This window comes from Pseudomonas donghuensis (assembly GCF_000259195.1).
Lineage (GTDB): Bacteria > Pseudomonadota > Gammaproteobacteria > Pseudomonadales > Pseudomonadaceae > Aquipseudomonas > Aquipseudomonas donghuensis.
Genome location: NZ_JH650763.1, coordinates 119,365 through 146,208, shown reverse-complemented (window position 1 = coordinate 146,208; position 26,844 = coordinate 119,365). Strand labels below are relative to the sequence as shown.

Genomic DNA, 26,844 nt, shown 5'->3' with positions numbered 1-26,844 from the left:
TGGTCGCCTTCCTTTTCAACAAGGGGCTCGTGATGCATGTGCTTACCGTAAAGCAGGCTCAAGAGGGACTGAAACAAGCAATGGATGACGTTTGTCGTGACCACGAGCCGACGATCATAGTGCGCAAGCGCGGGAAGCCTGTCGTGATGCTCTCATTAATCGATTACAACGGGTTCCAAGAGACAATGTATCTGCTGGGCTCGACTGCCAATACCCAGCGTCTGACGAAATCCATCGCTCAGCTTCGGTCCAGCCTTCCTTAATCCACAGTTGACTGTAAGCACGTTGGCAGAGGCCTGGTTGGAATGAAAATTACTGGCCGTATTGAAACTGAAACTGTGACCGATGTGCGTTGTGACGTATGCGGTTGCTCCGCCCGTCTGGAAAGCGGCAACTTAGAGTATGGGATGCTCCACGCGCATTGGGGCTATGGTGCGCTGCACGACGGCGAACGCTATGAGCGTACATCTGTGCGAAACCTGTTTCTTCGCAACCATCGCTTACCTAAAGCAGGAGCGGCGCACAGCAAACATGTTTGAGGATGACCCGCAACGGCCCTACGATGATTCCGGGCGGGCTACCAAGGAAGACTTTTTCCGTGATGGTCGCTGACTCGCAGCCTTGAGTTGGGTCTTTCACTTCGGCTTTTTAGGGTCTGATGATGGTGAGTGCAACTCCATGTACTGATGGAAAGCGCGCGTAAGGTCTGCATCTGTCGACTTTGGGGCTGGTGTACGCCGTCTAGCTTTGGCTGGAATTTTCTCCTCTGGCAAGGCGATATGTTTCAGCACTGAGCGCTCCGCCTCGGTAGCCGACGAACCGAAAACCCTCTCTTGCACCCGCTTATCACGATCGGCCCGGGCGAAGCTCACCACGTTCGACTTATACTGAACGGGCAAGTCGAACGGGCACCGCAGATCCAGATGCGCCCCGCGAGATCCATTGTTGATGGCCTGCAGCTGCAGCTCTTCAACTTCCATCGCATTACTGGTGTATGCGCTGGACCGGTAGGCCTTGTGCAGATCTTCGACCTCAATCCGAGTCCTGCCGGCAGCACGACATTCGATATAAGCAAGCTTCAGCAGGTGCACAGCGAGCCGCTTGATACCGAAGGTGGAACGGTATAGCTCAGCTACAAACTCATTTTTGCCTGCTTTTACACGGCCGCCGCTGACCCTGATGCACTCGTCTACATATTCAGCCCAATCCTGGCTCTTTGGATCCTCAGGCATCATGATCCGTGGTTCGGAAAGCAGCCTCTGCTTGTCCTCACTATTACGTCGAAGCAGCTTGTGCACAAGGCTGTAGTTGGAAACAAAGATCATCGGCGGTCCGATGGCAGTCATTGTCAGCAGGATGTCAGTCACTCTGGACGCGCCCATACCGGTATTGTTGTGCTGGGTTTCATCCAGAACAACCATGGAGACGCCGTCTCGATAGGCTCGCCGGCGAGACTCAACGAGCAGTTTCGCCGAATTGCCGCCGCGCCCGTCATGGCCGCTGCCATGAACGAAATCCAGGAGTAGCTGCCGACCACCTGCTTTGCCGCGCGCGCTCGCGTACCACAGGGAGGTCAGCTCAATGCTGCCTTCAAACAGGGCACAAGTGAGCTCTGCCGGTGGCGGCAGAGCCCTTCGCAGAGCAGCGATAGTCTGGCTCTTACCCACCCCCGCCAAGCCGGTAAGGCAGACCGGTGACACTTCCACCTCGGGAGGGTTGAAGACTCCTGCGGCGTACCCTGCTTCACTGCTGAAAACCTTGAGGTTGTGCAGGTACGCCAAGCCGATCATTTCATGAATGAAATTGAGAGAGAACTCGTTAGGGAGGTACATCTCCTTCAATCTTCCGGCGAGAAGCTCAGCACCCACTAGGGGATGAAACGCCTCCAAATCCAGTACAGGCTCTGGTCGAGCGATAACCCTACGCCGGATGCTTTCAATGTCCATAAAACCGTCGAAACGAGTTTCGATGGTTCTGTTCATTTCGAAGCTCCTCTCAAGCGGTTGTAGTCGGCAGTGTCGCGCAGGGCAGCACCACCTTTCGAGGGCCGTCCTATTTTCCGCTCACCAGCATCCCAGTCTTCGCCTGTATTTTGTTTGAATATGTCTTCGAAATATTGTTCATGCGCAGGGCGCTCATCTCGAAGATCTGCAGCGCCACCTCGACGAATCTGGTCAATTTCCTCAAGGTCGCGCAGGGAAATATCGATAGTGCCAAGTGCAGTACGCGCCGTCCTCACAAAATCTAACTCATACAAGATCCCTTTGACTTCAATCCATATGTGTCGAACGCACATGACCAAAACATATGCAGAAGTGTTTATGACGCCTCGCCGAGCTACTAGATCAAACACACCCGTTTCGTCCAACGCCCGGGATCTATATTTCCGTCCGTACAAATAGACGCCATCTTTTCTTATCGCAACTGGTCGTACATTAAGAAACTGTCTAACAGCCGTATCGAATGGAACGCCGATCGAGGAATCTCGACCACGCATACTCCAGTAGGTGTAAATGTCATGTGGAGTCGGCTTGATGCCAGCCAGAATCATCTCCTCGTCCATACGCTTTCCAGCGTCAGAGGCATGATTGTCCTTTAGAACCTGCACGATCTCGCGCTTGGCCATCTGAACAAAATCCAGCCTGCTGTGAAAATAGGTCGGCTGCCCGGGCGTCTGCTTGTCTCTAGGGTGAGAGGACTCGACAGTTGCCTTGGACTGACCTGAGTAAATAGGTGTTAGCTCTACCGACCTCAACCAATTGATTTCTGGTTCTGCCTGGTATCCTGCAGCAGGGCCTCTATCCAGCACCAGCCCGCCGGATAAGCCAGCACTAGGCCATTGGTCGGCTCTGATCTCAACACCGAACTGCTCACAGAATTTGACCTTGTCGCACGCCATGGAGTAGATGGCCATGCGATAAGCAGCCATATTTTCCTTGCCTTCCGAGAAGCCAATACCCAGCACCATCCCGGACAGCGCACAAACAGCTCGAACGACACAGAAGCTGTCGACAGCACTACCTTCAGTCAACCCAGAAATTTTCTCGGAAATATTGTAGCCATCAAACTCAATTCGCTGGTTCACATTGATGAGATTGTCGGAGAAACTTCCCTCCGAACCGGACTGAGCGCGGGCGCGATGCGCTCCTTTTAAAGCAGCACGAAGTGACTTCGGGCTGATCATTTTGGATATCCAATACCTAAACTGGGCAAATGAAGGAAACGGCTTGCCTTCAGGATGCCTAAATTCCACCGTCGCGCCGCGTTGATTTAGTACGACGCAACCAAACTCCTTGGTGAGAATTTCCCTATAGATCTTGTTTTGAGTTTTATGAGGAGATTGATGAGCGAGGAACCCATTCAGCAACTTCTGCTGCATGATTCCGTCACAACGATATCCATGCTTTTTCCCCTTGCGGGAGGGCCGGCCAAACTTCTTTTTATGACCAGGCCCTTCACGATTCCAGGCCCCGATTCGGTGAAGAGGGGGCAGCAGGGACCATTTGTTCTGGCCAAACACCACATAGGAATAGAACCAGAGCCTCATTCTGGCTGCATTCTGATGAGGTCGCAGAGCCTTAGCGTGAGCGTTGATAAGAGCGTCTGGGTCATCGCTCGCAAAAACCTCGGCTTGACCTTTGACCAAGCTTGAGATCGCAGTAAAGCGCTTGTTCACCTTCTGCTCGTAGCTCTCTTTGGGGGAGATCCGACGGTTCTCCAGATGGTCGATAGCCACACCTTCGACGGGTTTCAGCCAGGGTGGAGTCGAATCCGCTTGGCCATCCTCCAGTAGCCATCCATTCTCAACCGCTTCTTCAAAATCGATCCGGGACAGTTGAACCAGATGGGTTTCTATCCGTTTTCCATCGTCTTTGAACTCGATCAGGCGAACTCGATTTCGCCAGCCATCACTGGCCAGGAAGTGGTAGACGGTGCCTTGCGTGAGGTTGAGAAAACCCTCCGGGGCGATGACCCGCGACCCGGCTCTCACAATGCCGTCTCTTCGAAAAATGAGCTGAATTCCTGAAGCAGATCGCATCCACCAGTAACGAGCGGGCGATCAATCAGGATAGGTTCGCTAAAGTCGACGAGGAGTCTTCGATCCCAAATATCCTGATAGATTTTCGCGATGAATTGGTCGCGCAAACCCCACCGAGCACTGTATTCGATCGCCACGTAGGCAACAGGATTGCCAGTCTGCACGGCATCGGCCACTGCGCTACTGAAGTCATCCAGCAAAGTCGCCTCAAGAGAGGAATTCAGGTCGTGCATGCCAAACAAGAGATCCAGGTTCGCTTGGATCGTGGGCGTTAACATGTCGCGAGAAACCTCAACGGTTCGGATGTCGGCACTCGCGTAGTATTGCCTCTCCAACTCGCCCCTGAGTTCGGCATGCTCACGGTCTCCCCGCTGCTGAACAGGAGTCTTCGGCGATGTCCTTCGCCGCTCACGGAAAGCTCCTGCCTGGTCCTTGACCGTCCAGTTGACGGCGTAAGGTTCTCCTCGGCTATTCAGCAGGTACAACAGAAGGTCCCCTTGGTAGGGGTATGGCACTCTCTGTCTGCCACTCTCATCTTCAACTACGATTTGATGATGCTTAAAACCTATCTCTGCGGCGATATCGACGGTACCGCGCAGAGGCGGCGGAAAGGTCCCCTTCGTCAAAGGGTGTCCTCGTAACGGATGGCCTGCATTGATGGGCCAGAGCATTTTCTGCTCGTGCATCTCAAACAGATCAGGATGGTAGAGGGCTAATTGCGCGAACACTTTCTCCGGCCAAGAAAGGAGATGAAGCGTACGTCTCAGCTTTTGACTGTGCAGCCTGCTGATTCGAGACCCCTTTGGAGCCTCCCGGGGAACCGCCAGCGTGGACGGTACATACTCCCCACCCCATTTGAACCGACTCTGGCGGCTCATGATGAGATCAAATCTTTCCTGCGGTTTCATCCAAGCATTCCAATCTCATCAGGATTCCGCAGGCCGTACCTGTTGGGGATAACAACAGGCACGCTGGCGAAACCCTTATCCTGCGGGCAGGTAACCACGCGTCAGACTGTGGATAACGCGCAGATTCTTGTGGATGAGCGAAGCCGTGCAAGACTTGACGTCTCACATGCATGGGATAGACAATGGAGAAGTCAGGCAGCATTTCTGACTTATCCACAGGGGCCCAAGGTCGCACTTGGGCCCTTGTCTAACTGACTTCCAGCTCTCTCGTATGGCTAGCTGTCATCTGAAATTCTTTCGATAGGTCTACCTTAGGCGTATCCGCCAGTTGCGAATCCGAGCACCTCGCGAGCCTTGGTCAAGGCCATCAGCGGGTGGCGCGTTCTTCGCCATGAGTTTGGTCGAAAGAATATGTTAACGCCGGAAATTCCTGGCTGACAACAAGTTTGCGCACCAACGATAGCAAACTCCTCAAGATCTCCCGCAAACAAATTTCCGCCTACACAAAGCGCACACAAGATTCCGGTCCCCTACCCGGGGTGCTGGAGGAGGGAAGGCTGCGCCTGCATGCGTACCCGGCTATTAGCCGAATAACCTAACAAGCTTTTGACTAATAACGGATAGAACTTTCCAAATGTAAAAGTTAGGGATTATTTTAGGTTTTTGAGGATCACCAACATGAACCTCACCAGCAAGCAGCCTCCTTATCTGCATTGGTTACAGGACGAATGCTTTTACAGTCTTTGTAGCCGGCAACATATTTTTATGGGCAGCCAATCACAAGAAGAGACGCTGAATTTTCTTTTCGGAGACAGCGCAACGGCGTTCGCACACGACTTTCCTAAAAACCTAAACTTATTGAACGAGAGGGCAAGGTCGTGCTGGGGTAGCCCAGATAATATCATCTGTGAACACACTATCTCCCCTATATTCTTTCCATTCCAGTCACCTGAAAATATCCAAAAACTCAAGCTAGCACTGAGCGGCCCCCAACTGGGATCACTAAAATATAAACTTGGGCTTGTCACTGGTAGGTTCGGTGGAGCACATCCGTTAAAGGCCTGCTTGAAATGCATGACGGCTGACACATCTGCGTACGGCTCCACGTACTGGCACCTATCTCATCAAATTCCCGGTGTAACTACATGTCCTATACATGGTTTTCTCCTATTGGAGTCAACAGAAAATAGACAATGGTCAAGGGGCTATCAGTGGCTGCTTCCAGATGAAAACGCCCTCGTTTCGACTAGCCAAACGGCCCTGAGCCCTGCAACAAGTACAGCACTCCAGACAATGTCTAAGTCAGCCATTGCACTATGCAAAATGGGCATCACGACTCGGTTTGATCCCAATACTGTTGCCCTGGTCTACAAAGAAGCTTTCAGTAAGCTGGGGGCCTCACAGCAAGCGCGCGAAGCCGCTGCTGACTGCTTTGCTCAACGTTGCTCAGAGCTCCAACCGTACCCACCCTTCACCGCCTTACCGTGCTCTCGGCGGTGTGCAATAGGGTTCATTTCTCAAATGACACGCAAGCCGCGTGGTTACTGCCATCCACTGAAGCATTTGACTCTGATTTCGTGGCTATTCGGACGCCTAGAGTCATTCGTGGACGCCTATCAACAGGCCGCGAAAGACTTGCACGTTTTAGATGATAGCCATTGTCAAAAGTTGGTACTGGCACAAACTGTCGATGAGCAGCTTCCTCAGGCAGAACGGCAAACCGGCGCCCCAAGACCTAAGAAAATACGTAATGAATTAAAAGATAAAATCTTGAATGCGATGTTAACTGGCGCCAGTAAGAAAGAGGTCTGCTCACGCTTTGAGGTATCTATCAGCACAGTGAATCGGCTGCTTCGCTTAAATCCATTATGCTGCCAACAGTTTATTAACAATCGTTACCTCGAAAAATGTGCGGAACAGCGGGAAGTATGGTGCTCAACCGTTAATCAAATGCCCAATGCTAGCGCAAACAAAATTAAAAAATTAGTTCCCAAAGTATATGCCTGGCTCTATCGAAACGATCGCACATGGTTAATGTCACAAACGAGCGCACTTCCAAGTGGCAGAAGCGGAAACCATGTAGCCGTTGATTGGGATGCCCGCGATGAAAACTTGTGCGTGCTGATCAAGCAAATGCTAGAAACGTCCGCTAGCGGTTTCAAAAAAATTCGCAAGCGTGACCTGTATCAGCTGGTGCCGAGCCTCTTCTGTTCGCTTGAGCAGAAGTCGCACTACTCAAAAACGAGAAGACTTCTCTCCGAAATTCCTCATTAGTTTGTTTTTATTGATTTTCTAGTAATACTAAGTATCGACAAGGCCACGTACATGTATGACAGTCCATCACTGAGAAGATGATAGCCTCCTGACGGTACAGAATGTTGCGCAATACATTTTAGATGTATGCAATTAATCAGAGCAGCCAACTGTATTAACGCAGCAGACACCACCGTCTGGTGGCAACTAGGTGGGTCCAGCGCCAAATAGAGAGGATGCCTGTCAGTACGCCCATGCGGCTAGCAGCAAACGCCACGCGACGAAGCTCCCGCCAAGCACACATTACCCATCGCGTCAGTAAATGCCGTACTCGATCCTCATGAGGTATTGGCAGACCTGGCGATAGCCCTGCGCATCGACGAGAAGGCTACAGGGAGTGCGTCTTTCTAGGCCGATCGCCGGCCGTATTAGCCATTCATCAGCTAAGCGGTCATTGCCCAGAACGTAAGCCGCGAGACTCTGAACTTGGTCCCAGCGAGCGAGGAAGCAACGGTACTGGCCGCTCCAGCAGCGGGGACGTCCTGAAGGTGAAGGGCCGAGCAAATCAATCGCAAGCATATGGCCACCTGTACCAGCTGTGCCCTCGGGTGAAGCTTACCTTACTCCTATGAGAGGTGCGCATCGTGAGAGGGGGATGACTGGTAGGTTCACGTCGAGGGCGGAGACGCCCACCTGGCGCCTCCAAGCCTGGGGACCTTAGGAAGTGCTTCACCTACCCGATTCGGCTGTAGTTGGTGCCCCTTAGGCCGCAGCGGAATGGGTAGGTTGCAACAGGGGTATGTTACAGGACGGTTATAAAGCCGGAGCGCCATGTTTAGGGGATTGTTAAAGTCCTTTAAGGGATCAGTATCTGACCAGACAGCCACTCCAAAATTATAGTCCTCTTGAATGTACACCCGTGACCCAGTACTTGGGACATTGTACGCGTTCCAACAAGAGTCTATCGGTTCGGGATTGGGCTCATGCAACGCACAGTCTTTCAAAAACTCGTCGAAGCTCTCATAAGTTAGCGCAACTAACTCAATCCAGAACGTGATTTTATCATAGCCTGAATGTGTTTCTTTTGCCTCGCCTTCCCTAGAGATGTAGTACCCAAGCCCCCACATTGGCTCAAATACAAGAATGTCTGGAGCGGCTGCTTCGATTAGTTTCGTCAGCCTCTCCTTTGTAACGAGTAATGCCACATCCCTGGACACATGATGAGGTAGGGCGCACAACTCACGGTAAAATTTCGCCAGGCGCAGAGCGGCAGGGTCAGCGTTCACCTCAGTCTCTGCGTCGCCTAGGTGCCGGCCCGAGCAACCGCTCCACATGACGTGAACAGCATGGCCTTCGCGTGCAAAGGGCTTACCGCAAAACTGACAGTTCGAAAGCAAGATCACGTTGTGCTTGGCGCACACCGTAACTTTATGATGAAGCCGCCTCCAATAAGAGTAGCCAAATTCTTTTATGTCATCCCTGACGCATAACGGGCAATATGAACGACCTATCGTGAGGTCATCATACGTCCAAGAATCCATGACGTACTCCGATTCAGAGTAGGTGCGATTAGAACTTGACTTAAATACTCTAACCCAGGGTGAATGAGTGTGGTGATGTAATAGTTTATTGAAGCCATAGCATCCATCCCAGCCGAGAAATTTAGCAATGATGTTTACCTCATCGCTACCCCAGTAACAATAACGTCCTTTTAGAAGCTCTACGAAGGGACTATCGGGGTCGACATATTTATTGCGCTCCACGTACGAGCGCAGGGATTCATCTCTCTGGATTTTCAGCAGCATATTGCGGGTCTTCAGTGTAGGCCCTGCGAACGGTGTCAGCCAAGAGAAGGCGCAGGAGGTGGAAGGAAAGGCCTCCCAGAGCTCCTGCGACAGTTTTTATTCTCTCGCGACAGTTTTTATTCTCTAAAACCAGTTCTGGGCTTAACAACCGCGATCGTTACTCAACAGTCACCGATTTCGCCAGGTTGCGCGGTTGGTCGACGTCGGTGCCCTTGAGCACCGCGACGTAGTACGACAGCAGTTGCAGCGGGATGGTGTAGAGGATCGGCGCAAGGGCATCGATGATGTGCGGCACGGCGATCACGTGAGTGCCTTCGCCGTTGCTCATGCCGGCAGCTTCGTCGGCGAAGACGATCAGTTCGCCGCCACGGGCGCGAACTTCCTGCAGGTTGGACTTGAGCTTTTCCAGCAGCTCGTTGTTTGGCGCCACGGTGACCACTGGCATGTCGCTGTCAACCAACGCCAGCGGGCCATGCTTGAGCTCGCCCGCCGGGTAGGCTTCGGCGTGGATGTAGGAGATCTCCTTGAGTTTCAGCGCCCCTTCCATCGCTACCGGGAACTGCGCGCCACGACCGAGGAACAGGGTGTGGTGCTTGTCGGCGAACAGCTCAGCGGTCTTCTCGACGATCGCGTCCATGGCCAGGGCTTCGCCCAGGCGAGTCGGCAGGCGACGCAGCTCTTCGACCAGCTCGGCCTCGACACCGGCGGCCAAGGTGCCGCGCACCTGGCCCAGGGACAGGGTCAGCAGCATCAGCGATACCAGCTGGGTGGTGAAGGCCTTGGTCGAGGCCACGCCGATTTCCGGGCCGGCCTGGGTCAGCAGGGTCAGGTCCGACTCGCGTACCAGCGAGCTGATGCCGACGTTACAGATCGCCAGGCTGCCGAGGAAGCCCAGTTCCTTGGCGTTACGCAGGGCTGCCAGGGTGTCGGCGGTTTCACCCGACTGGGAGATCGAGACGAACAGGGTATCGGGCTGCACCACCACCTTGCGGTAGCGGAACTCGCTGGCGACTTCGACCTGGCAAGGAATACCGGCCAGGCTCTCCAGCCAGTAACGGGCAACCATGCCGGCGTGATAGCTGGTGCCGCAGGCAACGATCTGCACATTGCGCACCTTGGCGAACAACTCGGCAGCTTGCGGGCCGAAGGCCTGAACCATGACGTGGTCCTTGCCCAGGCGGCCTTCCAGGGTGCGTTGCACCACGGTAGGCTGCTCGTGGATTTCCTTGAGCATGAAGTGGCGATAGGCGCCCTTGTCAGCGGCTTCGGCACCTTCATGGTACTGCACGGTTTCGCGCTGGACCTGAGTACCGGCTACGTCCCAGATAGTGACCTGGTCGCGGCGGATTTCGGCGATGTCGCCCTCTTCCAGGTACATGAAGCGGTCAGTGACCTGACGCAGGGCCAATTGGTCCGAGGCCAGGAAGTTCTCGCCATGGCCCAGGCCGATAACCAGCGGGCTACCGCTGCGAGCGGCCAGCAGACGATCAGGCTGTTTGGCGCTGATCACGGCCAGGCCATAGGCGCCGTGCAGTTGCTTGACCGCAGCCTTGAGAGCATCGGCCAGGTCCGGCAAGGTTTTCAGGGTGTGGTCCAGCAAGTGGACGATCACTTCGGTGTCGGTCTCGGAACTGAAGCTATAACCCAGGCCCTTGAGCTTCTCTCGCAGTTCTTCGTGGTTCTCGATGATGCCGTTGTGCACCACTGCCAGTTCATGACCGGAAAAATGCGGGTGGGCATTGTGCTCGGTTGGCGCACCGTGGGTGGCCCAACGGGTGTGGGCGATGCCCAGGTTGCCGGCCAGTGGTTCAGCGGCGACGGCAGTTTCCAGCTCGCTGACCTTGCCGATACGGCGGCGGCGCTCGAGGTTGCCCTGCTGGGTGAAGACCGCCAGACCGGCGCTGTCATAGCCGCGGTACTCGAGGCGCTTGAGGCCTTCGATCAGAATGGTTGTGATGTTACGTTCGGCGACGGCACCAACGATTCCACACATTAGTCATGCTCCTGGGTGATAGCGGCGCAAATCACGTTGATGCCGCGGGCTTCAATCTGTTCGCGTGCCTCGGTGGGCAGGCGATCATCAGTAATAAGGGTGTTGACGCTGCCCCAAGGCAGCTCAAGGTTGGGGATCTTGCGCCCGACCTTGTCGGACTCGACCATGACGATCACTTCCCGGGCGACGTCAGCCATCACCCGGCTCAGGCCCAGCAGTTCGTTGAACGTGGTGGTGCCGCGCGCCAGGTCGATGCCGTCGGCGCCAATGAACAGTTGGTCGAAGTCGTACGAGCGTAGTACCTGCTCGGCTACCTGGCCCTGGAACGATTCCGAATGCGGGTCCCAGGTGCCTCCGGTCATCAACAGTACCGGCTCGTGTTCCAGCTCGCTGAGGGCACGTGCCACATTCAACGAGTTGGTCATGACCACCAGGCCGGGTTGATGACCCAGCTCCGGGATCATCGCGGCGGTGGTGCTGCCGCTGTCGATGATGATTCGTGCGTGTTCGCGGATACGTCCCACAGCAGCCTTGGCGATGGCCTGCTTATAGAGGGAGACTGGCTGGCCCTGATCGGTGAACAGTTCCTGCGGCAGGGTGACGGCACCACCATAGCGGCGCAACAACAGGCCGTTGGCTTCGAGCGCCGCCAGGTCCTTGCGAATGGTCACTTCCGAGGTTTCGAAACGCTTGGCCAGGGCGTCGACGCTCACCTCGCCCTGCTCATTGAGCAAAGCCAGGATGTTATGGCGTCGTTGGGGGGTGTTACGTTTCGACATGGCGCCTTTAAGTTTCGTTTCGAAAGTTAGTGGTGCCAATCAAAACCTATAGCGGCTTGTACGTCAAGGACAGTGGCGTAAAAAACGTGCTGTGAATAACTCGAACCACATAGAGTATTTATCCACAGAATGCAAAAAGGCCGACTTATGCACAATCCAGTCGGCCTTTTGCTCAGCTGTGGGTAACTCAGCTCTTGTTGATCTTCTCCGGCCGCTTCCAGCCATCGATGTTGCGTTGGCGCGCCCGACCAACGGCCAACTGCGCCGCTTCGACGTTCTGGGTGATGGTCGAACCGGCTGCGGTGGTGGCGCCGTCGAGGATATCCACAGGCGCGACCAGGGAGTTGTTCGAGCCGATGAACACGTCCTCGCCGAGTACCGTCTTGAACTTGTTGGCGCCATCGTAGTTGCAGGTGATGGTGCCGGCACCGATGTTGGTACGCGCACCGACTTCGGCATCGCCCAGGTAGGTCAGGTGGCCAGCTTTGGCACCCTCACCGAGGTGGGCGTTCTTCAGCTCGACAAAGTTACCCACATGGGCGCGAGCCTCGAGCACACTGCCAGGGCGCAGGCGGGCAAACGGGCCGGCATCGCTGCCTTCGCCCATGATGGCGCCTTCCAGATGGCTGTTAGCCTTGACCACCACGCCTTTGCGCAAGGTACTGTTCTTGATCACGCAGTTCGGGCCGATGACCACCTCGTCTTCAATGACCACGCGGCCTTCGAGGATCACGTTAATATCAATGAGTACGTCGCGACCAACGGTCACCTCGCCACGCACATCGAAGCGCGCTGGATCACGCAGGGTCACACCCTGGGCCATCAGCCGGCGGCCTTCGCGCAGTTGGTAGTGACGCTCAAGCTCGGCCAGCTGGCGACGGTCATTGGCGCCCTGCACTTCCATCGGGTCCAGCGGCTGCTCGGTGGCGACCACCAGGCCATCGGCCACGGCCATGGCGATCACGTCAGTGAGGTAGTACTCGCCCTGGGCATTGTTGTTGGACAAACGGCCCAGCCAGTCAGCCAGGCGCGCGCCCGGGACCGCGAGGATGCCAGTGTTGCCTTCCTGGATGGCTTTCTGCGCGTCGCTGGCATCCTTGTGCTCGACGATCGCCGCCACCTGGCCCTGGGCGTCGCGAACGATGCGGCCGTAACCGGTTGGATCGTCGAGGGTCACGGTCAGCAGGCCGAGCTGTTGCGGGGTGACCTTGGCCAGCAGACGCTTGAGGGTGTCGACTTCGATCAGCGGGACATCGCCGTAGAGGATCAATGCGGTATCGGCACTCAGCGCCGGCAGAGCTTGGGCCACGGCATGACCGGTACCCAGCTGCTTGTCCTGCAGGACGAAGTTCAGGTCATCGGCGGCCAGTCGTTCACGTACCAGCTCCGCACCGTGCCCGATCACCACATGAATGCCCTGCGGCTGAAGCTGGCGGGCGCTGTGGATAACATGGCCGAGCATGGAGTCGCCGGCGACCGGATGCAGCACCTTGGGCAGCGCCGAGCGCATGCGGGTGCCTTGGCCGGCGGCAAGAATAACGATATCGAGAGACATTGACTGGCTACCAATCCTGGAAGGTCAGCGCTGTGACCAGTAGAAGACATTCGGAAAAAGAAAAAGGGTAGCCGAGGCTACCCTTTAACTCAATCGCAACAGAAGTGACCGGCGAGCGCCGTATTACTTCATTCTGCGGATTTGCTGGACGGTACGCAGCTGGGCTGCGGCCTCGGCCAGACGTGCGGCAGCGGCGCCGTAATCGAACTCCGCGCCTTTTTCGTTCAGGGCGTTTTCGGCAGCCTTGAGGGCTTCCTGAGCCTGAGCTTCGTCCAGGTCGCTGGCACGTTGCACGGTATCGGCAAGCACCTTGACCATGTTCGGCTGGACCTCGAGGAAACCACCAGAGATGTAGAACACCTCATGGGCGCCACCCTGCTTGGTCAGCGTGATCGGACCTGGCTTCAGATTAGTGATCAGCGGCGCGTGGCCTGGAGCGATACCAAGATCACCCAGGTTACCGTGCGCAACCACCATCTCGACCAGACCGGAGAAAATTTCCCCTTCCGCGCTGACGATATCGCAATGGACTGTCATAGCCATCTGCTTGCCTCAACCTGATTAGCGCCCCTTGCGGGGCGCCGGGATTACAGTTTCTTGGCTTTCTCGATCGCTTCGTCGATGCTGCCGACCATGTAGAACGCTTGTTCTGGCAGGTGGTCGTAGTCACCTTTGAGGATACCGCTGAAGCCAGCAATGGTGTCTTTCAGGGAAACGTATTTGCCTGGAGAACCAGTGAAGACTTCTGCCACGAAGAACGGCTGGGACAGGAAGCGCTGGATCTTACGAGCACGGGCAACCAGTTGCTTGTCGGTTTCGGACAGTTCGTCCATACCCAGAATCGCAATGATGTCCTTCAGCTCTTTGTAACGCTGCAGTACGTACTGAACGCCACGAGCGGTCTCGTAGTGCTCGGTGCCGATCACGTTCGGGTCCAGCTGGCGCGAAGTCGAGTCCAGTGGATCGACCGCTGGGTAGATACCCAGGGAGGCGATGTCACGGGACAGTACGACGGTGGCGTCCAAGTGGGCGAAGGTGGTTGCTGGCGACGGGTCGGTCAGGTCGTCCGCAGGTACGTATACGGCCTGGATCGAGGTGATCGAACCTTCCTTGGTCGAAGTGATACGCTCTTGCAGAACGCCCATCTCTTCAGCCAGGGTCGGCTGGTAACCTACTGCCGAAGGCATACGGCCCAGCAGTGCGGATACTTCGGTACCGGCCAGGGTGTAACGATAGATGTTGTCGACGAACAGCAGAACGTCGTTACCTTCGTCACGGAACTTCTCAGCCATGGTCAGGCCGGTCAGCGCTACGCGCAGACGGTTTCCTGGTGGCTCGTTCATTTGGCCGTATACCAGAGCAACCTTGTCCAGTACGTTGGAATCCTTCATCTCGTGGTAGAAGTCGTTACCCTCACGAGTACGCTCACCCACACCGGCGAACACGGAATAACCGCTGTGCTCGATGGCGATGTTACGGATCAGTTCCATCATGTTTACGGTTTTGCCTACACCGGCACCACCGAACAGACCAACTTTACCACCCTTGGCAAACGGGCAAACCAGGTCGATAACCTTGATGCCGGTTTCCAGCAGGTCGTTGCCGCCTGCCTGGTCAGCGAACGAAGGAGCGTCACGGTGGATACCCCAGCGCTCTTCTTCACCGATCGGGCCAGCTTCGTCGATCGGGTTACCCAGTACGTCCATGATCCGGCCCAGGGTCGCTTTACCGACTGGTACGGAGATGGCTGCGCCGGTGTCTGCAACGTCCAGACCGCGCTTCAAGCCTTCGGTCGAGCCCATCGCAATGGTACGAACCACGCCGTCGCCCAGCTGCTGCTGAACTTCCAGGGTGGTTTCCGCGCCTTGTACTTTCAGCGCGTTGTAAACACTCGGCACGGCGTCACGTGGGAATTCCACGTCGATGACGGCGCCGATGATTTGAACGATACGTCCGCTACTCATAGCTGGATCCTCTGAATATTTGAACCGTTAAACCGCGGCAGCGCCGCCGACGATTTCCGAGATCTCTTGGGTGATCGCAGCCTGACGCGCCTTGTTGTAGATCAGCTGCAATTCGCTGATCAGGTCACCGGCGTTGTCGGTGGCGTTCTTCATCGCGATCATCCGGGCAGCTTGTTCAGCTGCGTTGTTCTCGACCACCGCCTGGTAGACCTGCGACTCCACGTAACGCACCATCAGGCCGTCCAGCAGCTCTTTGGCGTCAGGTTCGTAGAGGTAGTCCCAGTGGTGCTTGAGTTCTTGATCCGGGGTTGCAACCAACGGAATCAACTGCTCGACCGTTGGCGTTTGCGTCATGGTATTGATGAACTTGTTCGATACCACGGACAGACGATCGATACGACCATCCAGGTAAGCGTCCAGCATGACCTTGACGCTGCCGATCAGATCGTTGATCGACGGCTCTTCGCCCAGGTGGCTGATCGCGGCGACGACGTTACCGCCGAAGCTGCGGAAAAACGCCGCACCCTTGCTGCCAACCACGCAAAGATCGATCTCGATACCTTGCTCGCGGTTGACCGCCATGTCCTTGACCAGGGCCTTGAACAGGTTGGTGTTCAAGCCACCGCACAGACCACGGTCACTGCTCACGACGACATAACCGACGCGCTTTACTTCGCGTTCGATCATGAAGGGGTGGCGGTATTCCGGGTTGGCGTTGGCCAGATGACCGATAACCTGGCGGATACGCTCCGCGTAAGGACGGCTAGCAGCCATGCGCATTTGTGCCTTGCGCATTTTACTGACCGCCACTTTTTCCATGGCGCTGGTAATTTTTTGCGTGCTTTTGATGCTCGCAATCTTACTGCGAATCTCTTTTGCGCCTGCCATGTAACACCTATCAGGTTAGCAAGCGGGGGCCGCAAAGCCCCCGCTGCGGCTTACCAGGTTTGGGTGGCCTTGAACTTCTCGATACCGGCTTTGATGCCAGCGTCGATTTCGTCGTTGAAGTCACCCTTCACGTTGATCTTCGCCATCAGTTCGGCGTGATCACGGTTGAAGTAAGCGATCAGCGCTTGTTCGAAGCTACCGATCTTGGCGATTTCAACGTCGGTCAGGAACCCACGCTCAGCGGCATACAGCGACAGCGCCATGTCCGCGATGGACATTGGAGCGTATTGCTTCTGCTTCATCAGCTCGGTAACACGTTGACCGTGCTCGAGTTGCTTACGGGTGGCTTCGTCCAGGTCAGAAGCGAACTGGGCGAATGCCGCCAGTTCACGGTACTGAGCCAGAGCGGTACGGATACCACCGGAGAGCTTCTTGATGATCTTGGTCTGAGCGGCACCACCCACACGGGATACCGAAACACCGGCGTTCACTGCAGGGCGGATGCCCGAGTTGAACATGGCCGATTCCAGGAAGATCTGACCGTCGGTGATGGAAATCACGTTGGTCGGAACGAACGCGGAAACGTCGCCAGCCTGGGTTTCGATGATCGGCAGTGCAGTCAGGGAACCGGTCTTGCCAGTTACAGCACCGTTGGTGAACTTCTCGACGTACTCTTCGGAAACGCGCGATGCACGCTCCAGCAGACGGGAGTGGAGATAGAACACGTCACCTGGGTACGCTTCACGTCCTGGTGGACGGCGCAGCAGCAGGGAGATCTGACGGTAGGCAACGGCCTGCTTGGACAGGTCATCGTATACGATCAGCGCGTCTTCACCGCGGTCACGGAAGAACTCGCCCATGGTGCAACCGGCGTATGGCGCCAGGAATTGCAGTGCGGCGGATTCCGAAGCGCTGGCAACAACCACGATGGTGTTGGCCAGGGCGCCGTTTTCTTCCAGCTTGCGAACGATGTTGGCTACGGTGGAACGCTTCTGGCCGACAGCAACATAAACACAGAAAATACCGGAGTCTTTCTGGTTGATGATGGCGTCGATCGCCATGGCGGTCTTACCGATCTGACGGTCACCGATGATCAGCTCACGCTGGCCACGGCCGACCGGGATCATGGCGTCGACAGATTTGTAGCCAGTCTGTACAGGCTGGTCTACCGACTTACGCCAGATCACGCCCGGAGCAACTTTCTCGACCGCGTCGGTCTCGGTGTTGCCCAGTGGGCCTTTGCCGTCGATTGGGTTACCCAGTGCGTCGACTACGCGACCCAGCAGTTCCTTACCAACTGGAACTTCGAGGATGCGGCCGGTGCACTTGGCGCTCATGCCTTCAGCGAGGGTGTCGTAGGCGCCCAGGATTACCGCACCAACGGAGTCTTGCTCCAGGTTGAGGGCCATACCGAACACGCCACCTGGAAACTCGATCATTTCGCCGTACATGACGTCGGCCAGACCGTGAATCCGCACGATACCGTCAGAAACGCTGACGACGGTACCCTCGTTGCGGGCTTGGGAGGTCACGTCGAGTTTCTCGATGCGACCCTTGATGATTTCACTAATTTCGGAAGGATTGAGTTGCTGCATTGCTCTGCTGCCCCTTCAAACTCAAGATTTCAATGCTTCGGCCAGTTTCGCGATTTTGCCGCGAACCGAGCCATCGATTACCAGGTCGCCGGCGCGGATCACGACACCACCGATAAGGGAGGCGTCCTCCGTCGCATGCAGGCGCACTTCCCGGCTGAGCCGTGCACTGAGAACCTTGGCGAGTTTGTCTTGCTGTTCTTGGTTCAACGCAAAAGCACTGGTGACTTCCACGTCCACGGATTTCTCTTGTTCAGCCTTGTACTGGTCGAACAAAACCGAAATCTCCGGCAACAGCTGGAGACGGTCGTTTTCCGCGGCAACATGAATGAAATTCTGTGCCTGTGCATCGAACTTGTCACCGCACACGTCAATAAACGCGGCGGCCTTTTCTGCGCTCGTCAGTCGCGGGGCCTTGAGCAGGCGCTGCATCGTGTCGTCTTCCGACACTGCAGCAGCCAGGCCGAGCATGGCTGACCAATTGGCCAGTTGCTGATGGGCCTGGGCGTGCTCAAAGGCCGCCTTAGCGTAAGGTCGGGCCAACGTGGTCAGTTCTGCCATGATCGCCCTCGCTTAAATTTCAGCGGCCAGTTTATTAACCAGCTCCGCATGCGCGTTTTGATCGATTGTGGCGCCAAGGATCTTTTCAGCACCGCCGACAGCCAGCAGACCCACTTGGGCACGCAGGGCGTCTTTGACACCGTTAATTTCCTGTTCGATCTCGGCCTGAGCCTGAGCCTTCACACGGTCAGCTTCGACGCGGGCCTGATCACGGGCTTCCTCGACGATCTGAGCACCGCGCTTCTTGGCTTGCTCAATGATTTCGGCTGCCTGAGCTTTTGCTTCGCGCAGTTGCTGACCCGCTTTGTCTTGGGCCAACTCCAGGTCGCGAGCTGCTCGGTTGGCAGCGTCCAGTCCATCCGCGATCTTCTTCTGACGTTCTTGCAATGCCGCGATGACCGGAGGCCACACGAACTTCATGCAGAACAGCACAAAAATGAAGAACGCAACGGACTGACCAATCAGGGTTGCATTAATGTTCACGCCAACACCTCGCTCGTTCTTTGTCCATCACACCAAACCACTCGAGAATTCGAGTGATTAGCCGGCGATTTGACCAACGAAGGGATTAGCGAAGGTGAAGAACAGAGCGATACCAACACCGATCATGGTTACGGCGTCGAGCAGACCGGCAACGATGAACATTTTAACTTGCAGCATTGGAACCATCTCTGGCTGACGAGCAGCGCCTTCCAGGAACTTGCCGCCCAGCAGGCCGAAACCAATGGCGGTACCCAGAGCACCCAGGCCGATCAGCAGAGCAACAGCGATAGCGGTAAGACCAACTACAGTTTCCATCTTTCCTCCCGACTTTTACGTCGTATTGGTTAGGTTTTTTAGTTTGAAGCGGTAAAACAAAATCGTTTGGTACAGCTGCCCTTGCGGACTTTTTCGACCCTTCCCCGTACCGGCAAAAGGGTCATCAGACACGCCAGGCGGTCTTAATGGTTATCTTCGTGAGCCATCGACAGGTAGACGATGGTAAGCATCATGAAGATGAACGCTTGCAGGGTGATGATCAGGATGTGGAACACAGCCCACGCCCATTGCAGCACCACGCCCAGGCCGCTGAGCCAGAGCAGGCCGCTGCCGAACATCACGGCAATCAGGATGAACACCAGCTCGCCGGCGTACATGTTGCCGAACAGACGCAGGGCCAGCGAGATTGGCTTGGCAATCAGGGTGACGAATTCGAGCAGGAAGTTGACCGGAATCAGCAGGATCTGAACGAAGATGTTCTTGCTGCCGAACGGGTGCAGGGTCAGTTCGCCGAGGAAACCGCCGATACCCTTGACCTTGATGCTGTAGAAAATGATCAGGGCGAACACGCTGAAGGCCATGGCCAGGGTCGCGTTCGGGTCGGTGGTCGAAACGGCACGGAACGGAATGTGCGGATCACCGGAGATCAGGATGGCCAGCTGAGGAATCCAGTCGACCGGGATCAGGTCGATGGCGTTCATCAGGAAGACCCAGACGAAAATGGTCAGCGCCAGTGGGGCGATCACCGGGCTGCGGCCGTGGAAGCTGTCCTTGACGCTGCCGTCGACGAACTCAACCAGCACTTCTACGAAGTTCTGCAGGCCGCCAGGCTGGCCGGAAGTCGCCTTCTTGGCTGCCATGCGGAACAGGAATACGAAAAGCAGACCCAGTGCGACCGACCAACCCAGGGTGTCCAGGTGGAAAGCCCAGAAGCCCATTGCCTTGGCTTCTGCTGCGGAATGGGCAAAACCCCAACCGCCGTCTGGTAGTTGACCGAAGGTCAGGTTCTGCAAGTGGTGCTGGATATAGCCCGAAGCGGTTTCTGCTGCCATGGTTGCCTCAAACGCCCTAAGGTCTCGAAAGTCTTATATTCATCAGCAGGGGCGCGAACCAGCTGACCAACTGGGTCAGCAGAAAGACACCGAAGACTGCTAACGGCGCCAATGGCTTCACTCCTGCGAACGTCAGTGCAAAAAGCACTGCCGTCAAAATCAATTTGCCTGCCTCGCCCGCGTAAAACGACTTGACGATGGCCTGCGCTGCCCTGGCTCCCGTGTAACGAAAAGCCTTCCAGGCGAAATACACATTCGGCAGCCAGGCAATCAGCCCCCCGCAGAGTGCCGAATATCCACTGACCGCCCCATGCCACTGCCACAACGCCAAAGTTGCCAGCAGAAACACGACACATTGAGCCAACAGTACCGGAAAAACCGCCCAGCGATGGAAAGGCAAGCGGTTTGGCGTGCGGGTTTCCATCACAACTGCTCCTCGAAAGTCGACCAACCAGTCAGCTATGACTTGGCATAATTTGTGCCGACAAAATGCGCGCAGAGTATAGGGGCGGTTTAACCCCTATTCAACTGCCGGGTAGTGATTTCCGACTACGCGCTACAAAAGGAATTGTTTCAGCGGATGTGAGCAAGGACACCTTGCAACTCATCTAGTGAGTTGTAACGGATAACTAACTGGCCTTTGCCCTTGTTGCCGTGGCGGATCTGTACGGCAGAGCCCAGACGCTCTGCCAAACGCTGTTCAAGGCGGGTGATGTCCGGGTCCGGCTTGGCAGGTTCCGCAGGCTCGGGTTTGCCGTTGAGCCACTGGCGTACCAGTGCCTCGGTCTGGCGCACGGTCAGGCCACGTGCGACAACGTGACGCGCCCCGTCGACCTGCTGTTCATCCGGCAATCCGAGCAATGCCCGGGCGTGACCCATTTCCAGGTCGCCGTGGGACAACATGGTCTTGATCACTTCCGGCAACGAGATCAGGCGCAGCAGGTTGGCCACGGTAACCCGCGACTTGCCCACAGCGTCGGCGACCTGTTGCTGGGTCAGCTGGAACTCCTGCTGCAGACGCTGCAGGGCAATGGCCTCTTCCACCGGGTTGAGGTCTTCGCGCTGGATGTTCTCGATCAGGGCCATGGCGATGGCCGCTTCATCCGGCACATCGCGGACCATGGCCGGGATGGTGTCCATGCCGGCCTGCTGGCTGGCGCGCCAGCGGCGTTCACCGGCGATGATCTCGAATTTGTTGTCAGCGATCGGGCGCACCACGATCGGCTGCATCACGCCCTGGCTCTTGATCGAGTGGGCGAGTTCTTCCAGTGCCTGCGGGTCCATGTCCCGGCGCGGCTGGTACTTGCCGCGCTGGATCAGGTCGAGCGGCAGGTGTTGCAGTTCCTTTTGGTCGACCTGGACAGCCTGCTCTTCGAGTGCGCTGACGGTCGGACCACTGAGCAGTGCATCCAACCCACGTCCGAGACCCCGTTTCTTAACGGCCATGCGGATTCCTTAAGTTGTCTGTGCAGTGCGGGTTTGACGACGTTGGCGACGAACCAGTTCCCCGGCCAGGGCCAGGTACGCCAGGGCGCCACGCGATTGCTTGTCGTAGGCCAGGGCCGGCATGCCGAAGCTCGGGGCCTCGGCCAGGCGGATGTTGCGTGGAATCACGGTGTCGTACAGCTGGTCGCCGAAGTGTTCCTTGAGCTGTGCGGAAACATCGTTGATCAGGCTCAGGCGCGGGTCGTACATGGTCCGCAGCAGGCCTTCGACCTTGAGCTGCGGGTTCAACCGCTCGCCGATCCGCTTGATGTTATCCACAAGGTCGCTCAAACCTTCCAGGGCAAAGTATTCACATTGCATCGGAATGATCACGCCATCGGCGGCGACCAGGGCGTTGAGCGTCAGCATCGACAGCGACGGCGGGCAGTCGATCAGGATGTAGTCGTAATTCTCGCGGATCGGCGCCAGCGCGGTGCGCAGGCGGCTCTCCTTCATCTGCATTTCCAGCAGGACCACTTCGGCGGCGGTCAGGTCGCGGTTGGCCGGCAGCAGCTGATAGCCGCCATGCTCGGAGAAGTGCATGGCCTGGGCCAGGTCGCATTCGCCGATCAACAGGTCATAGACCGAATGTTCCAGGACGTGTTTATCCACACCGCTACCCATGGTGGCGTTGCCCTGTGGATCGAGATCGATCAGCAGCACGCGGCGCTTGGTTGCCACCAGCGATGCTGCGAGATTGATACAGGTGGTGGTTTTGCCCACACCACCTTTCTGGTTCGCGATTGCGAATACCTTAGCCATTCTTGCTTGTGTTCCCAGTCATGCCGTGCGGCGCAGTATCAGCAGATGGCGTTGGCCTTGGCAACCCGGAACGGTCAAGGCCTGCTCGCTATCCACTCTGAAATCTGCCGGCAATGCTACCAGCTCATCGGCAGGATGCAGCCCTTTCATTGCCAGCCACTGCGTCTGGGCGTCACCGAGGTGGCGCGTCCAGTTGGTGAAGTTCTCCATGCTGCTGAAAGCACGGGAAACAATTCCGGTGAAAGGCAGCTCCGGCTGGAACTCCTCGACCCGCTTGTGGATAACTGTGAGGTTATCCAGTTTGAGCTCAAGCTTTACCTGGGTCAGGAAGCGAGTTTTCTTGCCGTTGCTGTCGAGCACCGTGACGTGCTTGTCCGGATGCAGGATAGCCAAAGGAATACCCGGCATGCCACCGCCGCTGCCGACATCCAGCCAGCGCTCGCTGTGGATAAACGGCATGACGCTGAGGCTGTCGAGCAAGTGCCGGGACACCATCTCGTCCGGATTGCGCACGGCGGTCAGGTTGTAGGCCTTGTTCCACTTGATCAGCAAGGCCAGGTAGGCCAGCAGTTGTGCATGCTGGACCTCGCTCAGCTCGACACCGAGCTGGCGGGCGCCTGTGGACAACTCTTCGGCATGTTGAGGGGTGACCTGAGAACTCAAGCGCTTTGCTCCAACTCGCGGCCTGCGCCGCGTTTTTTCAGATGAATCAGCAACAGGGAAATCGCCGCCGGGGTCACACCGGGGATACGCGAAGCCTGGCCCAGGGTCTCGGGCCGGGTCTGGCCGAGTTTGCTCTGGATTTCCTTGGACAGCCCGGAAATACCGCTGTAATCGATATCGTCGGGCAGGCGGGTGTCTTCGCTGGCGCGCAGCCGGGCGATTTCTTCCTGTTGCCGGTCGATGTAACCGGCGTATTTGGTTTTGATCTCGACCTGCTCGGCCACTTGCGGGTCGATCTCGGCGCCGCCGGTCACTGCCATCAGCCCGGCGTAATCGATTTCCGGGCGGGTCAGCAGGTTGAGCAGGTTGTATTCATGGCTCAACGGCGTACCGAATTTTTCAGCAATGGCCTGACCTTGCGCGGTATCCGGGCGTACCCAGGTGGACTTCAGACGCTGTTCTTCCAGGGCGATGCCTTCGCGCTTGGCGCTGAACGCGGCCCAACGCTGGTCATCGACCAGGCCCAGTTCGCGACCTTTTTCGGTCAGGCGCAGGTCGGCGTTGTCTTCGCGCAGGATCAGGCGGTACTCGGCCCGCGAGGTGAACATGCGGTACGGCTCCTGGGTCCCCAGGGTAATCAGGTCGTCGACCAGCACGCCGATGTACGCTTCGTCGCGACGCGGGCACCAGCTTTCACGGCCCTGCGCGCGCAGTGCGGCGTTGGTACCGGCGAGCAGGCCCTGAGCACCGGCTTCTTCGTAGCCCGTGGTGCCGTTGATCTGGCCGGCAAAGAACAGGCCGCCAATCACCTTGGTTTCCAGGCTGTACTTGAGGTCGCGCGGATCGAAGTAGTCGTACTCGATGGCGTAGCCCGGGCGCACGATGTGGGCGTTTTCCATGCCGCGGATCGATCGCACGATCTGCAACTGCACATCGAACGGTAACGACGTGGAAATGCCGTTCGGGTACAGCTCGTGGGTGTTCAGGCCTTCTGGCTCGATGAATACCTGGTGGCTTTCCTTGTCGGCAAAGCGGTGGATCTTGTCTTCGATCGACGGGCAGTAGCGCGGGCCGATGCCTTCGATCACCCCGGAGTACATCGGCGAACGATCGAGGTTCGAGGCAATGATCTCGTGGGTACGGGCGTTGGTGTGGGTAATCCAGCAACTGACCTGACGCGGGTGTTGTTCCTTGGACCCCATGAACGACATCACCGGGATCGGCGTGTCGCCCGGTTGCTCGGTCATCACTGAGAAATCCACCGAGCGCCCGTCGATGCGTGGCGGTGTACCGGTTTTCAGGCGGCCAACGCGCAGCGGCAGTTCACGCAGGCGGCGCGCCAGGGCAATCGACGGCGGATCGCCGGCACGGCCACCGGAGTAATTCTGCAAACCGATGTGGATAAGTCCGCCGAGGAAGGTCCCGGTGGTCAGTACCACGGAGTCGGCGAGAAAACGCAGACCCATTTGCGTTACCACGCCGCGTACCTGGTCCTGCTCGACGATCAGGTCGTCGCACGACTGCTGGAATATCCACAGGTTGGGCTGGTTCTCGAGAATCTCGCGCACCACCGATTTGTAGATGGCGCGGTCGGCCTGGGCGCGAGTAGCGCGCACCGCCGGACCTTTGCGGTTGTTCAATACACGGAATTGGATACCGCTCTTGTCAGTGGCCAGTGCCATTGCACCGCCGAGCGCATCGATTTCCTTGACCAGGTGGCTCTTGCCGATGCCACCGATGGCCGGGTTGCAACTCATATGACCGAGGGTTTCCACGTTGTGGGTCAGCAGCAGGGTTTTCACCCCCATGCGTGCAGACGCAAGCGCAGCCTCGGTACCGGCATGGCCGCCGCCGATGACGATCACTTCAAAACGGGAAGGGAAATCCACCACGCACCTCGTGCCTGTTTCGGGAATAGATAGGGATAACGCACAAGTATAGGGACTTACCCCCCTCTAAAGGAACCTTTTGCACAAAATTTAACCAGGCTGTGGATGAATGGCAGGTAATAGAAATTAAAAGAGAGAAATTTATTAAAGCTTTGTTTTTATGTTTATTCTTAGTCAGGCACCTTTCTGTGGATAAGGTTCTACAGGCCTTTATTTACCTTATGTACAGAGATTCAAAACCCTGTGGCCTACCGGGGATGAGCGTTCTGGATAAGCGCTTTAAGCCTGTGGATGAAATGGCCAGTTACCCACAAGGGGAGTTATCTTCAGCCTTGAGGGCCAGTTATCAACGGAGCTGAAGGTGGGTTTTCCACAGGGCTTATTTCACCAGAATGTGGATAGACGCGCAGGAGTCAGCGCAGCACGAGCACTGTGGCTGTCCTGACCGGGAGAAGGGATTGGAGAAAAAGGCTGCTGCAGTCGGGTCCGTTGCAGACCCGACTGTGGATAAGGACGCTTACTTGCCGATGCAGAAGCTGGAGAAGATGCGTCCGAGCAGATCGTCGGAACTGAATGCACCGGTAATCTCGCCCAGGGCGTGTTGCGCCTGGCGCAAATCTTCTGCCAGCAGCTCACCGGCACCGGCGAGGGTCAGTTGCGCATGTCCATGCTCCAGGTGCGCACCGGCCTGACGCAATGCCTCCAGGTGGCGCCTGCGGGCGCTGAAGCTGCTTTCAGCAGTCTGTTCATAACCCATGCAGGCCTTCAGGTGCTCGCGCAGCAGCTCAAGCCCCATGTCGGTGTCCTTGGCACTGAGGGTAATGGTGACGTGGCCATCTTCACTCTGTTCCATGGCGATGGCTTCGCCACTCAAATCTGCCTTGTTGCGAATCAGCGTAACCTTGGCCGGATCCGGACGCAGGTCGAGAAATTCCGGCCACAGGGCAAACGGATCACTGGCTTCCGGTGCAGTCGAGTCGACCACCAACAGCACCCGATCGGCTTCGTTGATGGCCTTGAGTGCGCGTTCCACGCCGATCTTTTCCACATGGTCATCGGTATCGCGCAATCCAGCCGTGTCGACAACGTGCAGCGGCATGCCGTCGATGTGGATATGTTCGCGCAGGATGTCCCGGGTGGTGCCGGCGATATCGGTGACAATCGCCGCCTCGCGGCCGGCCAGAACGTTAAGCAGGCTCGACTTGCCGGCATTCGGCCGACCAGCGATCACCACCGTCATGCCGTCGCGCAGCAAGGCGCCCTGCCCGGCTTCGCGCTGCACTGTGGATAAATTGTTGCGCACCTCATCGAGCATGCTCAGCACGTGACCGTCAGCAAGAAAGTCGATTTCTTCTTCGGGGAAATCGATTGCAGCTTCCACGTAGATGCGCAGACTGATCAACTTCTCGGTGAGGTTATCCACACGGCGGGAAAATTCGCCCTGCAGCGAGCGCAAGGCATTGCGCGCAGCTTGTGCAGAACTGGCTTCGATCAGGTCGGCGATCGCCTCGGCCTGGGCCAGGTCGAGCTTGTCGTTGAGGAATGCCCGCTCACTGAATTCACCCGGGCGCGCCAGGCGGCAACCCAGTTGTACACAGCGCTGCAGCAACATATCGAGGACTACCGGGCCGCCGTGGCCCTGCAGCTCAAGCACGTCTTCGCCGGTAAAGGAGTTGGGCCCAGGGAAAAACAGCGCAATGCCTTCATCCAGCACCAGGCCATCTTCAGCGCGGAACGCTCCGTAATGGGCGTGCCGCGGTGTCAGTGCTTTTCCACAGATGGCCAGCCCGGCTTGTTGGGCCAGGGGGCCGGATAGCCGCACGATCCCCACGCCCCCACGTCCCTGGGCGGTAGCGATGGCGGCAATGGTTTCACGCACAGTGTTCATGCTCGAGGG

23 protein-coding genes and 1 pseudogene are annotated in these 26,844 nt (G+C 56.9%); 3 read left to right on the top strand and 21 right to left on the bottom strand.

All coding sequences use genetic code 11. The features are described 5' to 3' along the window. Nucleotides 1-32 precede the first annotated feature (32 nt). Together UW3_RS26910 and UW3_RS0112095 are read left to right on the top strand one after the other, a co-directional pair. Nucleotides 33-263 (top strand): type II toxin-antitoxin system Phd/YefM family antitoxin, encoded by a 231-nt coding sequence (locus UW3_RS26910; RefSeq protein WP_050990009.1) that lies wholly within the window; start codon nt 33-35, stop codon nt 261-263. A 42-nt stretch (nt 264-305) separates the two neighbouring features. Continuing rightward, nucleotides 306-612, top strand: a pseudogene (locus tag UW3_RS0112095) (hypothetical protein). A gap of 23 nt (nt 613-635) precedes the next feature. Here the strand turns inward: UW3_RS0112095 and UW3_RS0112090 are convergent. The 3 genes from UW3_RS0112090 to UW3_RS0112080 are packed head-to-tail and all read right to left on the bottom strand — an operon-like array spanning nt 636 to nt 4,947. Further along, nucleotides 636-1,982 (bottom strand): TniB family NTP-binding protein, encoded by a 1,347-nt coding sequence (locus UW3_RS0112090; protein ID WP_010222744.1) that lies wholly within the window; start codon nt 1,980-1,982, stop codon nt 636-638. After that, complete coding sequence (locus UW3_RS29475; RefSeq protein ID WP_010222743.1) at nt 1,979-3,991, bottom strand: hypothetical protein; 2,013 nt, start codon at nt 3,989-3,991, stop codon at nt 1,979-1,981. The genes UW3_RS0112090 and UW3_RS29475 overlap by 4 nt, the downstream gene beginning before the upstream one ends. Continuing rightward, nucleotides 3,988-4,947, bottom strand: coding sequence for a PDDEXK family nuclease (locus UW3_RS0112080; RefSeq protein ID WP_010222742.1), 960 nt, complete (start codon nt 4,945-4,947; stop codon nt 3,988-3,990). Before UW3_RS0112080 ends, UW3_RS29475 begins: the two co-directional genes overlap by 4 nt. A gap of 678 nt (nt 4,948-5,625) precedes the next feature. Here UW3_RS0112080 and UW3_RS28205 point away from each other — a divergent pair. After that, nucleotides 5,626-7,221 carry a TnsD family Tn7-like transposition protein gene (locus tag UW3_RS28205; protein ID WP_081492789.1) on the top strand — a complete coding sequence of 532 codons (1,596 nt, stop codon included), beginning with the start codon at nt 5,626-5,628 and terminating at the stop codon, nt 7,219-7,221. A 294-nt stretch (nt 7,222-7,515) separates the two neighbouring features. Here UW3_RS28205 and UW3_RS30225 read toward each other — a convergent pair whose 3' ends face one another. The 18 genes from UW3_RS30225 to mnmE all read right to left on the bottom strand — a co-directional run bounded on the left by UW3_RS30225 (nt 7,516) and on the right by mnmE (nt 26,835). Further along, a complete protein-coding gene (locus UW3_RS30225) occupies nt 7,516-7,779 on the bottom strand; it encodes an antitoxin Xre/MbcA/ParS toxin-binding domain-containing protein (RefSeq protein WP_026001289.1) in 264 nt (87 codons plus the stop codon). 1,383 nt (nt 7,780-9,162) lie between these two features. Beyond that, complete coding sequence (glmS, locus tag UW3_RS0112070) at nt 9,163-10,998, bottom strand: glutamine--fructose-6-phosphate transaminase (isomerizing) (RefSeq protein ID WP_010222741.1); 1,836 nt, start codon at nt 10,996-10,998, stop codon at nt 9,163-9,165. Next, nucleotides 10,998-11,777: a DeoR/GlpR family DNA-binding transcription regulator gene (locus UW3_RS0112065; protein WP_010222740.1), complete on the bottom strand. Its 780-nt coding sequence runs from the start codon at nt 11,775-11,777 to the stop codon at nt 10,998-11,000. Before UW3_RS0112065 ends, glmS begins: the two co-directional genes overlap by 1 nt. Before the next feature lie 187 nt (nt 11,778-11,964). Next, entirely contained in the window at nt 11,965-13,332 is a 1,368-nt protein-coding gene (glmU, locus tag UW3_RS0112060; RefSeq protein ID WP_010222739.1) for a bifunctional UDP-N-acetylglucosamine diphosphorylase/glucosamine-1-phosphate N-acetyltransferase GlmU, read from the bottom strand. 123 nt (nt 13,333-13,455) lie between these two features. Beyond that, nucleotides 13,456-13,875 (bottom strand): F0F1 ATP synthase subunit epsilon, encoded by a 420-nt coding sequence (locus UW3_RS0112055; RefSeq protein WP_010222738.1) that lies wholly within the window; start codon nt 13,873-13,875, stop codon nt 13,456-13,458. A gap of 44 nt (nt 13,876-13,919) precedes the next feature. Then, entirely contained in the window at nt 13,920-15,296 is a 1,377-nt protein-coding gene (gene atpD / locus UW3_RS0112050) for a F0F1 ATP synthase subunit beta (protein WP_010222737.1), read from the bottom strand. Between the two features lie 27 nt (nt 15,297-15,323). Continuing rightward, nucleotides 15,324-16,184, bottom strand: a complete 861-nt coding sequence (atpG, locus tag UW3_RS0112045; RefSeq protein ID WP_010222736.1) for a F0F1 ATP synthase subunit gamma — start codon at nt 16,182-16,184, stop codon at nt 15,324-15,326. Nucleotides 16,185-16,234: 50 nt separating this feature from the next. After that, complete coding sequence (atpA, locus tag UW3_RS0112040) at nt 16,235-17,779, bottom strand: F0F1 ATP synthase subunit alpha (RefSeq protein ID WP_010222735.1); 1,545 nt, start codon at nt 17,777-17,779, stop codon at nt 16,235-16,237. Between the two features lie 21 nt (nt 17,780-17,800). After that, on the bottom strand, nt 17,801-18,337 hold the full coding sequence (locus tag UW3_RS0112035) for a F0F1 ATP synthase subunit delta (RefSeq protein ID WP_010222734.1): 537 nt from the start codon (nt 18,335-18,337) through the stop codon (nt 17,801-17,803). Nucleotides 18,338-18,349: 12 nt separating this feature from the next. Then, entirely contained in the window at nt 18,350-18,820 is a 471-nt protein-coding gene (locus UW3_RS0112030; RefSeq protein WP_010222733.1) for a F0F1 ATP synthase subunit B, read from the bottom strand. A 57-nt stretch (nt 18,821-18,877) separates the two neighbouring features. Further along, nucleotides 18,878-19,135: a F0F1 ATP synthase subunit C gene (gene atpE / locus UW3_RS28200; RefSeq protein ID WP_003097235.1), complete on the bottom strand. Its 258-nt coding sequence runs from the start codon at nt 19,133-19,135 to the stop codon at nt 18,878-18,880. A 143-nt stretch (nt 19,136-19,278) separates the two neighbouring features. Next, nucleotides 19,279-20,148 (bottom strand): F0F1 ATP synthase subunit A, encoded by an 870-nt coding sequence (atpB, locus tag UW3_RS0112020; RefSeq protein ID WP_010222723.1) that lies wholly within the window; start codon nt 20,146-20,148, stop codon nt 19,279-19,281. Nucleotides 20,149-20,164: 16 nt separating this feature from the next. Next, nucleotides 20,165-20,572 (bottom strand): F0F1 ATP synthase subunit I, encoded by a 408-nt coding sequence (locus tag UW3_RS0112015; RefSeq protein WP_010222722.1) that lies wholly within the window; start codon nt 20,570-20,572, stop codon nt 20,165-20,167. A gap of 149 nt (nt 20,573-20,721) precedes the next feature. Further along, the gene (locus UW3_RS0112010; RefSeq protein WP_010222721.1) at nt 20,722-21,594 is read right to left on the bottom strand and encodes a ParB/RepB/Spo0J family partition protein; all 873 of its coding nucleotides are present in this window, start codon (nt 21,592-21,594) and stop codon (nt 20,722-20,724) included. Nucleotides 21,595-21,603: 9 nt separating this feature from the next. Further along, the gene (locus UW3_RS0112005; protein ID WP_010222720.1) at nt 21,604-22,395 is read right to left on the bottom strand and encodes a ParA family protein; all 792 of its coding nucleotides are present in this window, start codon (nt 22,393-22,395) and stop codon (nt 21,604-21,606) included. Nucleotides 22,396-22,413: 18 nt separating this feature from the next. Then, the gene (gene rsmG, locus UW3_RS0112000) at nt 22,414-23,058 is read right to left on the bottom strand and encodes a 16S rRNA (guanine(527)-N(7))-methyltransferase RsmG (protein ID WP_010222716.1); all 645 of its coding nucleotides are present in this window, start codon (nt 23,056-23,058) and stop codon (nt 22,414-22,416) included. Beyond that, complete coding sequence (mnmG, locus tag UW3_RS0111995) at nt 23,055-24,947, bottom strand: tRNA uridine-5-carboxymethylaminomethyl(34) synthesis enzyme MnmG (RefSeq protein ID WP_010222714.1); 1,893 nt, start codon at nt 24,945-24,947, stop codon at nt 23,055-23,057. Before mnmG ends, rsmG begins: the two co-directional genes overlap by 4 nt. A 517-nt stretch (nt 24,948-25,464) precedes the next feature. Beyond that, nucleotides 25,465-26,835: a tRNA uridine-5-carboxymethylaminomethyl(34) synthesis GTPase MnmE gene (gene mnmE / locus UW3_RS0111990; protein ID WP_010222713.1), complete on the bottom strand. Its 1,371-nt coding sequence runs from the start codon at nt 26,833-26,835 to the stop codon at nt 25,465-25,467. Nucleotides 26,836-26,844 lie beyond the last annotated feature (9 nt).

What these genes read in the sequence shown, in the direction of transcription:
- atpD (WP_010222737.1), bottom strand. Translation starts at nt 15,296, where the DNA reads ATGAGTAGCGGACGTATCGTTCAAATCATCGGCGCCGTCATCGACGTG.
- atpE (WP_003097235.1), bottom strand. Translation starts at nt 19,135, where the DNA reads ATGGAAACTGTAGTTGGTCTTACCGCTATCGCTGTTGCTCTGCTGATC.
- mnmE (WP_010222713.1), bottom strand. Translation starts at nt 26,835, where the DNA reads ATGAACACTGTGCGTGAAACCATTGCCGCCATCGCTACCGCCCAGGGA.
- UW3_RS28205 (WP_081492789.1), top strand. Translation starts at nt 5,626, where the DNA reads ATGAACCTCACCAGCAAGCAGCCTCCTTATCTGCATTGGTTACAGGAC.
- UW3_RS30225 (WP_026001289.1), bottom strand. Translation starts at nt 7,779, where the DNA reads ATGCTTGCGATTGATTTGCTCGGCCCTTCACCTTCAGGACGTCCCCGC.
- UW3_RS0112015 (WP_010222722.1), bottom strand. Translation starts at nt 20,572, where the DNA reads ATGGAAACCCGCACGCCAAACCGCTTGCCTTTCCATCGCTGGGCGGTT.
- UW3_RS0112005 (WP_010222720.1), bottom strand. Translation starts at nt 22,395, where the DNA reads ATGGCTAAGGTATTCGCAATCGCGAACCAGAAAGGTGGTGTGGGCAAA.
- atpB (WP_010222723.1), bottom strand. Translation starts at nt 20,148, where the DNA reads ATGGCAGCAGAAACCGCTTCGGGCTATATCCAGCACCACTTGCAGAAC.
- glmS (WP_010222741.1), bottom strand. Translation starts at nt 10,998, where the DNA reads ATGTGTGGAATCGTTGGTGCCGTCGCCGAACGTAACATCACAACCATT.
- UW3_RS0112065 (WP_010222740.1), bottom strand. Translation starts at nt 11,777, where the DNA reads ATGTCGAAACGTAACACCCCCCAACGACGCCATAACATCCTGGCTTTG.
- UW3_RS0112090 (WP_010222744.1), bottom strand. Translation starts at nt 1,982, where the DNA reads ATGAACAGAACCATCGAAACTCGTTTCGACGGTTTTATGGACATTGAA.
- atpG (WP_010222736.1), bottom strand. Translation starts at nt 16,184, where the DNA reads ATGGCAGGCGCAAAAGAGATTCGCAGTAAGATTGCGAGCATCAAAAGC.
- UW3_RS0112055 (WP_010222738.1), bottom strand. Translation starts at nt 13,875, where the DNA reads ATGGCTATGACAGTCCATTGCGATATCGTCAGCGCGGAAGGGGAAATT.
- UW3_RS0112010 (WP_010222721.1), bottom strand. Translation starts at nt 21,594, where the DNA reads ATGGCCGTTAAGAAACGGGGTCTCGGACGTGGGTTGGATGCACTGCTC.
- glmU (WP_010222739.1), bottom strand. Translation starts at nt 13,332, where the DNA reads ATGTCTCTCGATATCGTTATTCTTGCCGCCGGCCAAGGCACCCGCATG.
- UW3_RS0112035 (WP_010222734.1), bottom strand. Translation starts at nt 18,337, where the DNA reads ATGGCAGAACTGACCACGTTGGCCCGACCTTACGCTAAGGCGGCCTTT.
- UW3_RS0112080 (WP_010222742.1), bottom strand. Translation starts at nt 4,947, where the DNA reads ATGAAACCGCAGGAAAGATTTGATCTCATCATGAGCCGCCAGAGTCGG.
- UW3_RS26910 (WP_050990009.1), top strand. Translation starts at nt 33, where the DNA reads ATGCATGTGCTTACCGTAAAGCAGGCTCAAGAGGGACTGAAACAAGCA.
- atpA (WP_010222735.1), bottom strand. Translation starts at nt 17,779, where the DNA reads ATGCAGCAACTCAATCCTTCCGAAATTAGTGAAATCATCAAGGGTCGC.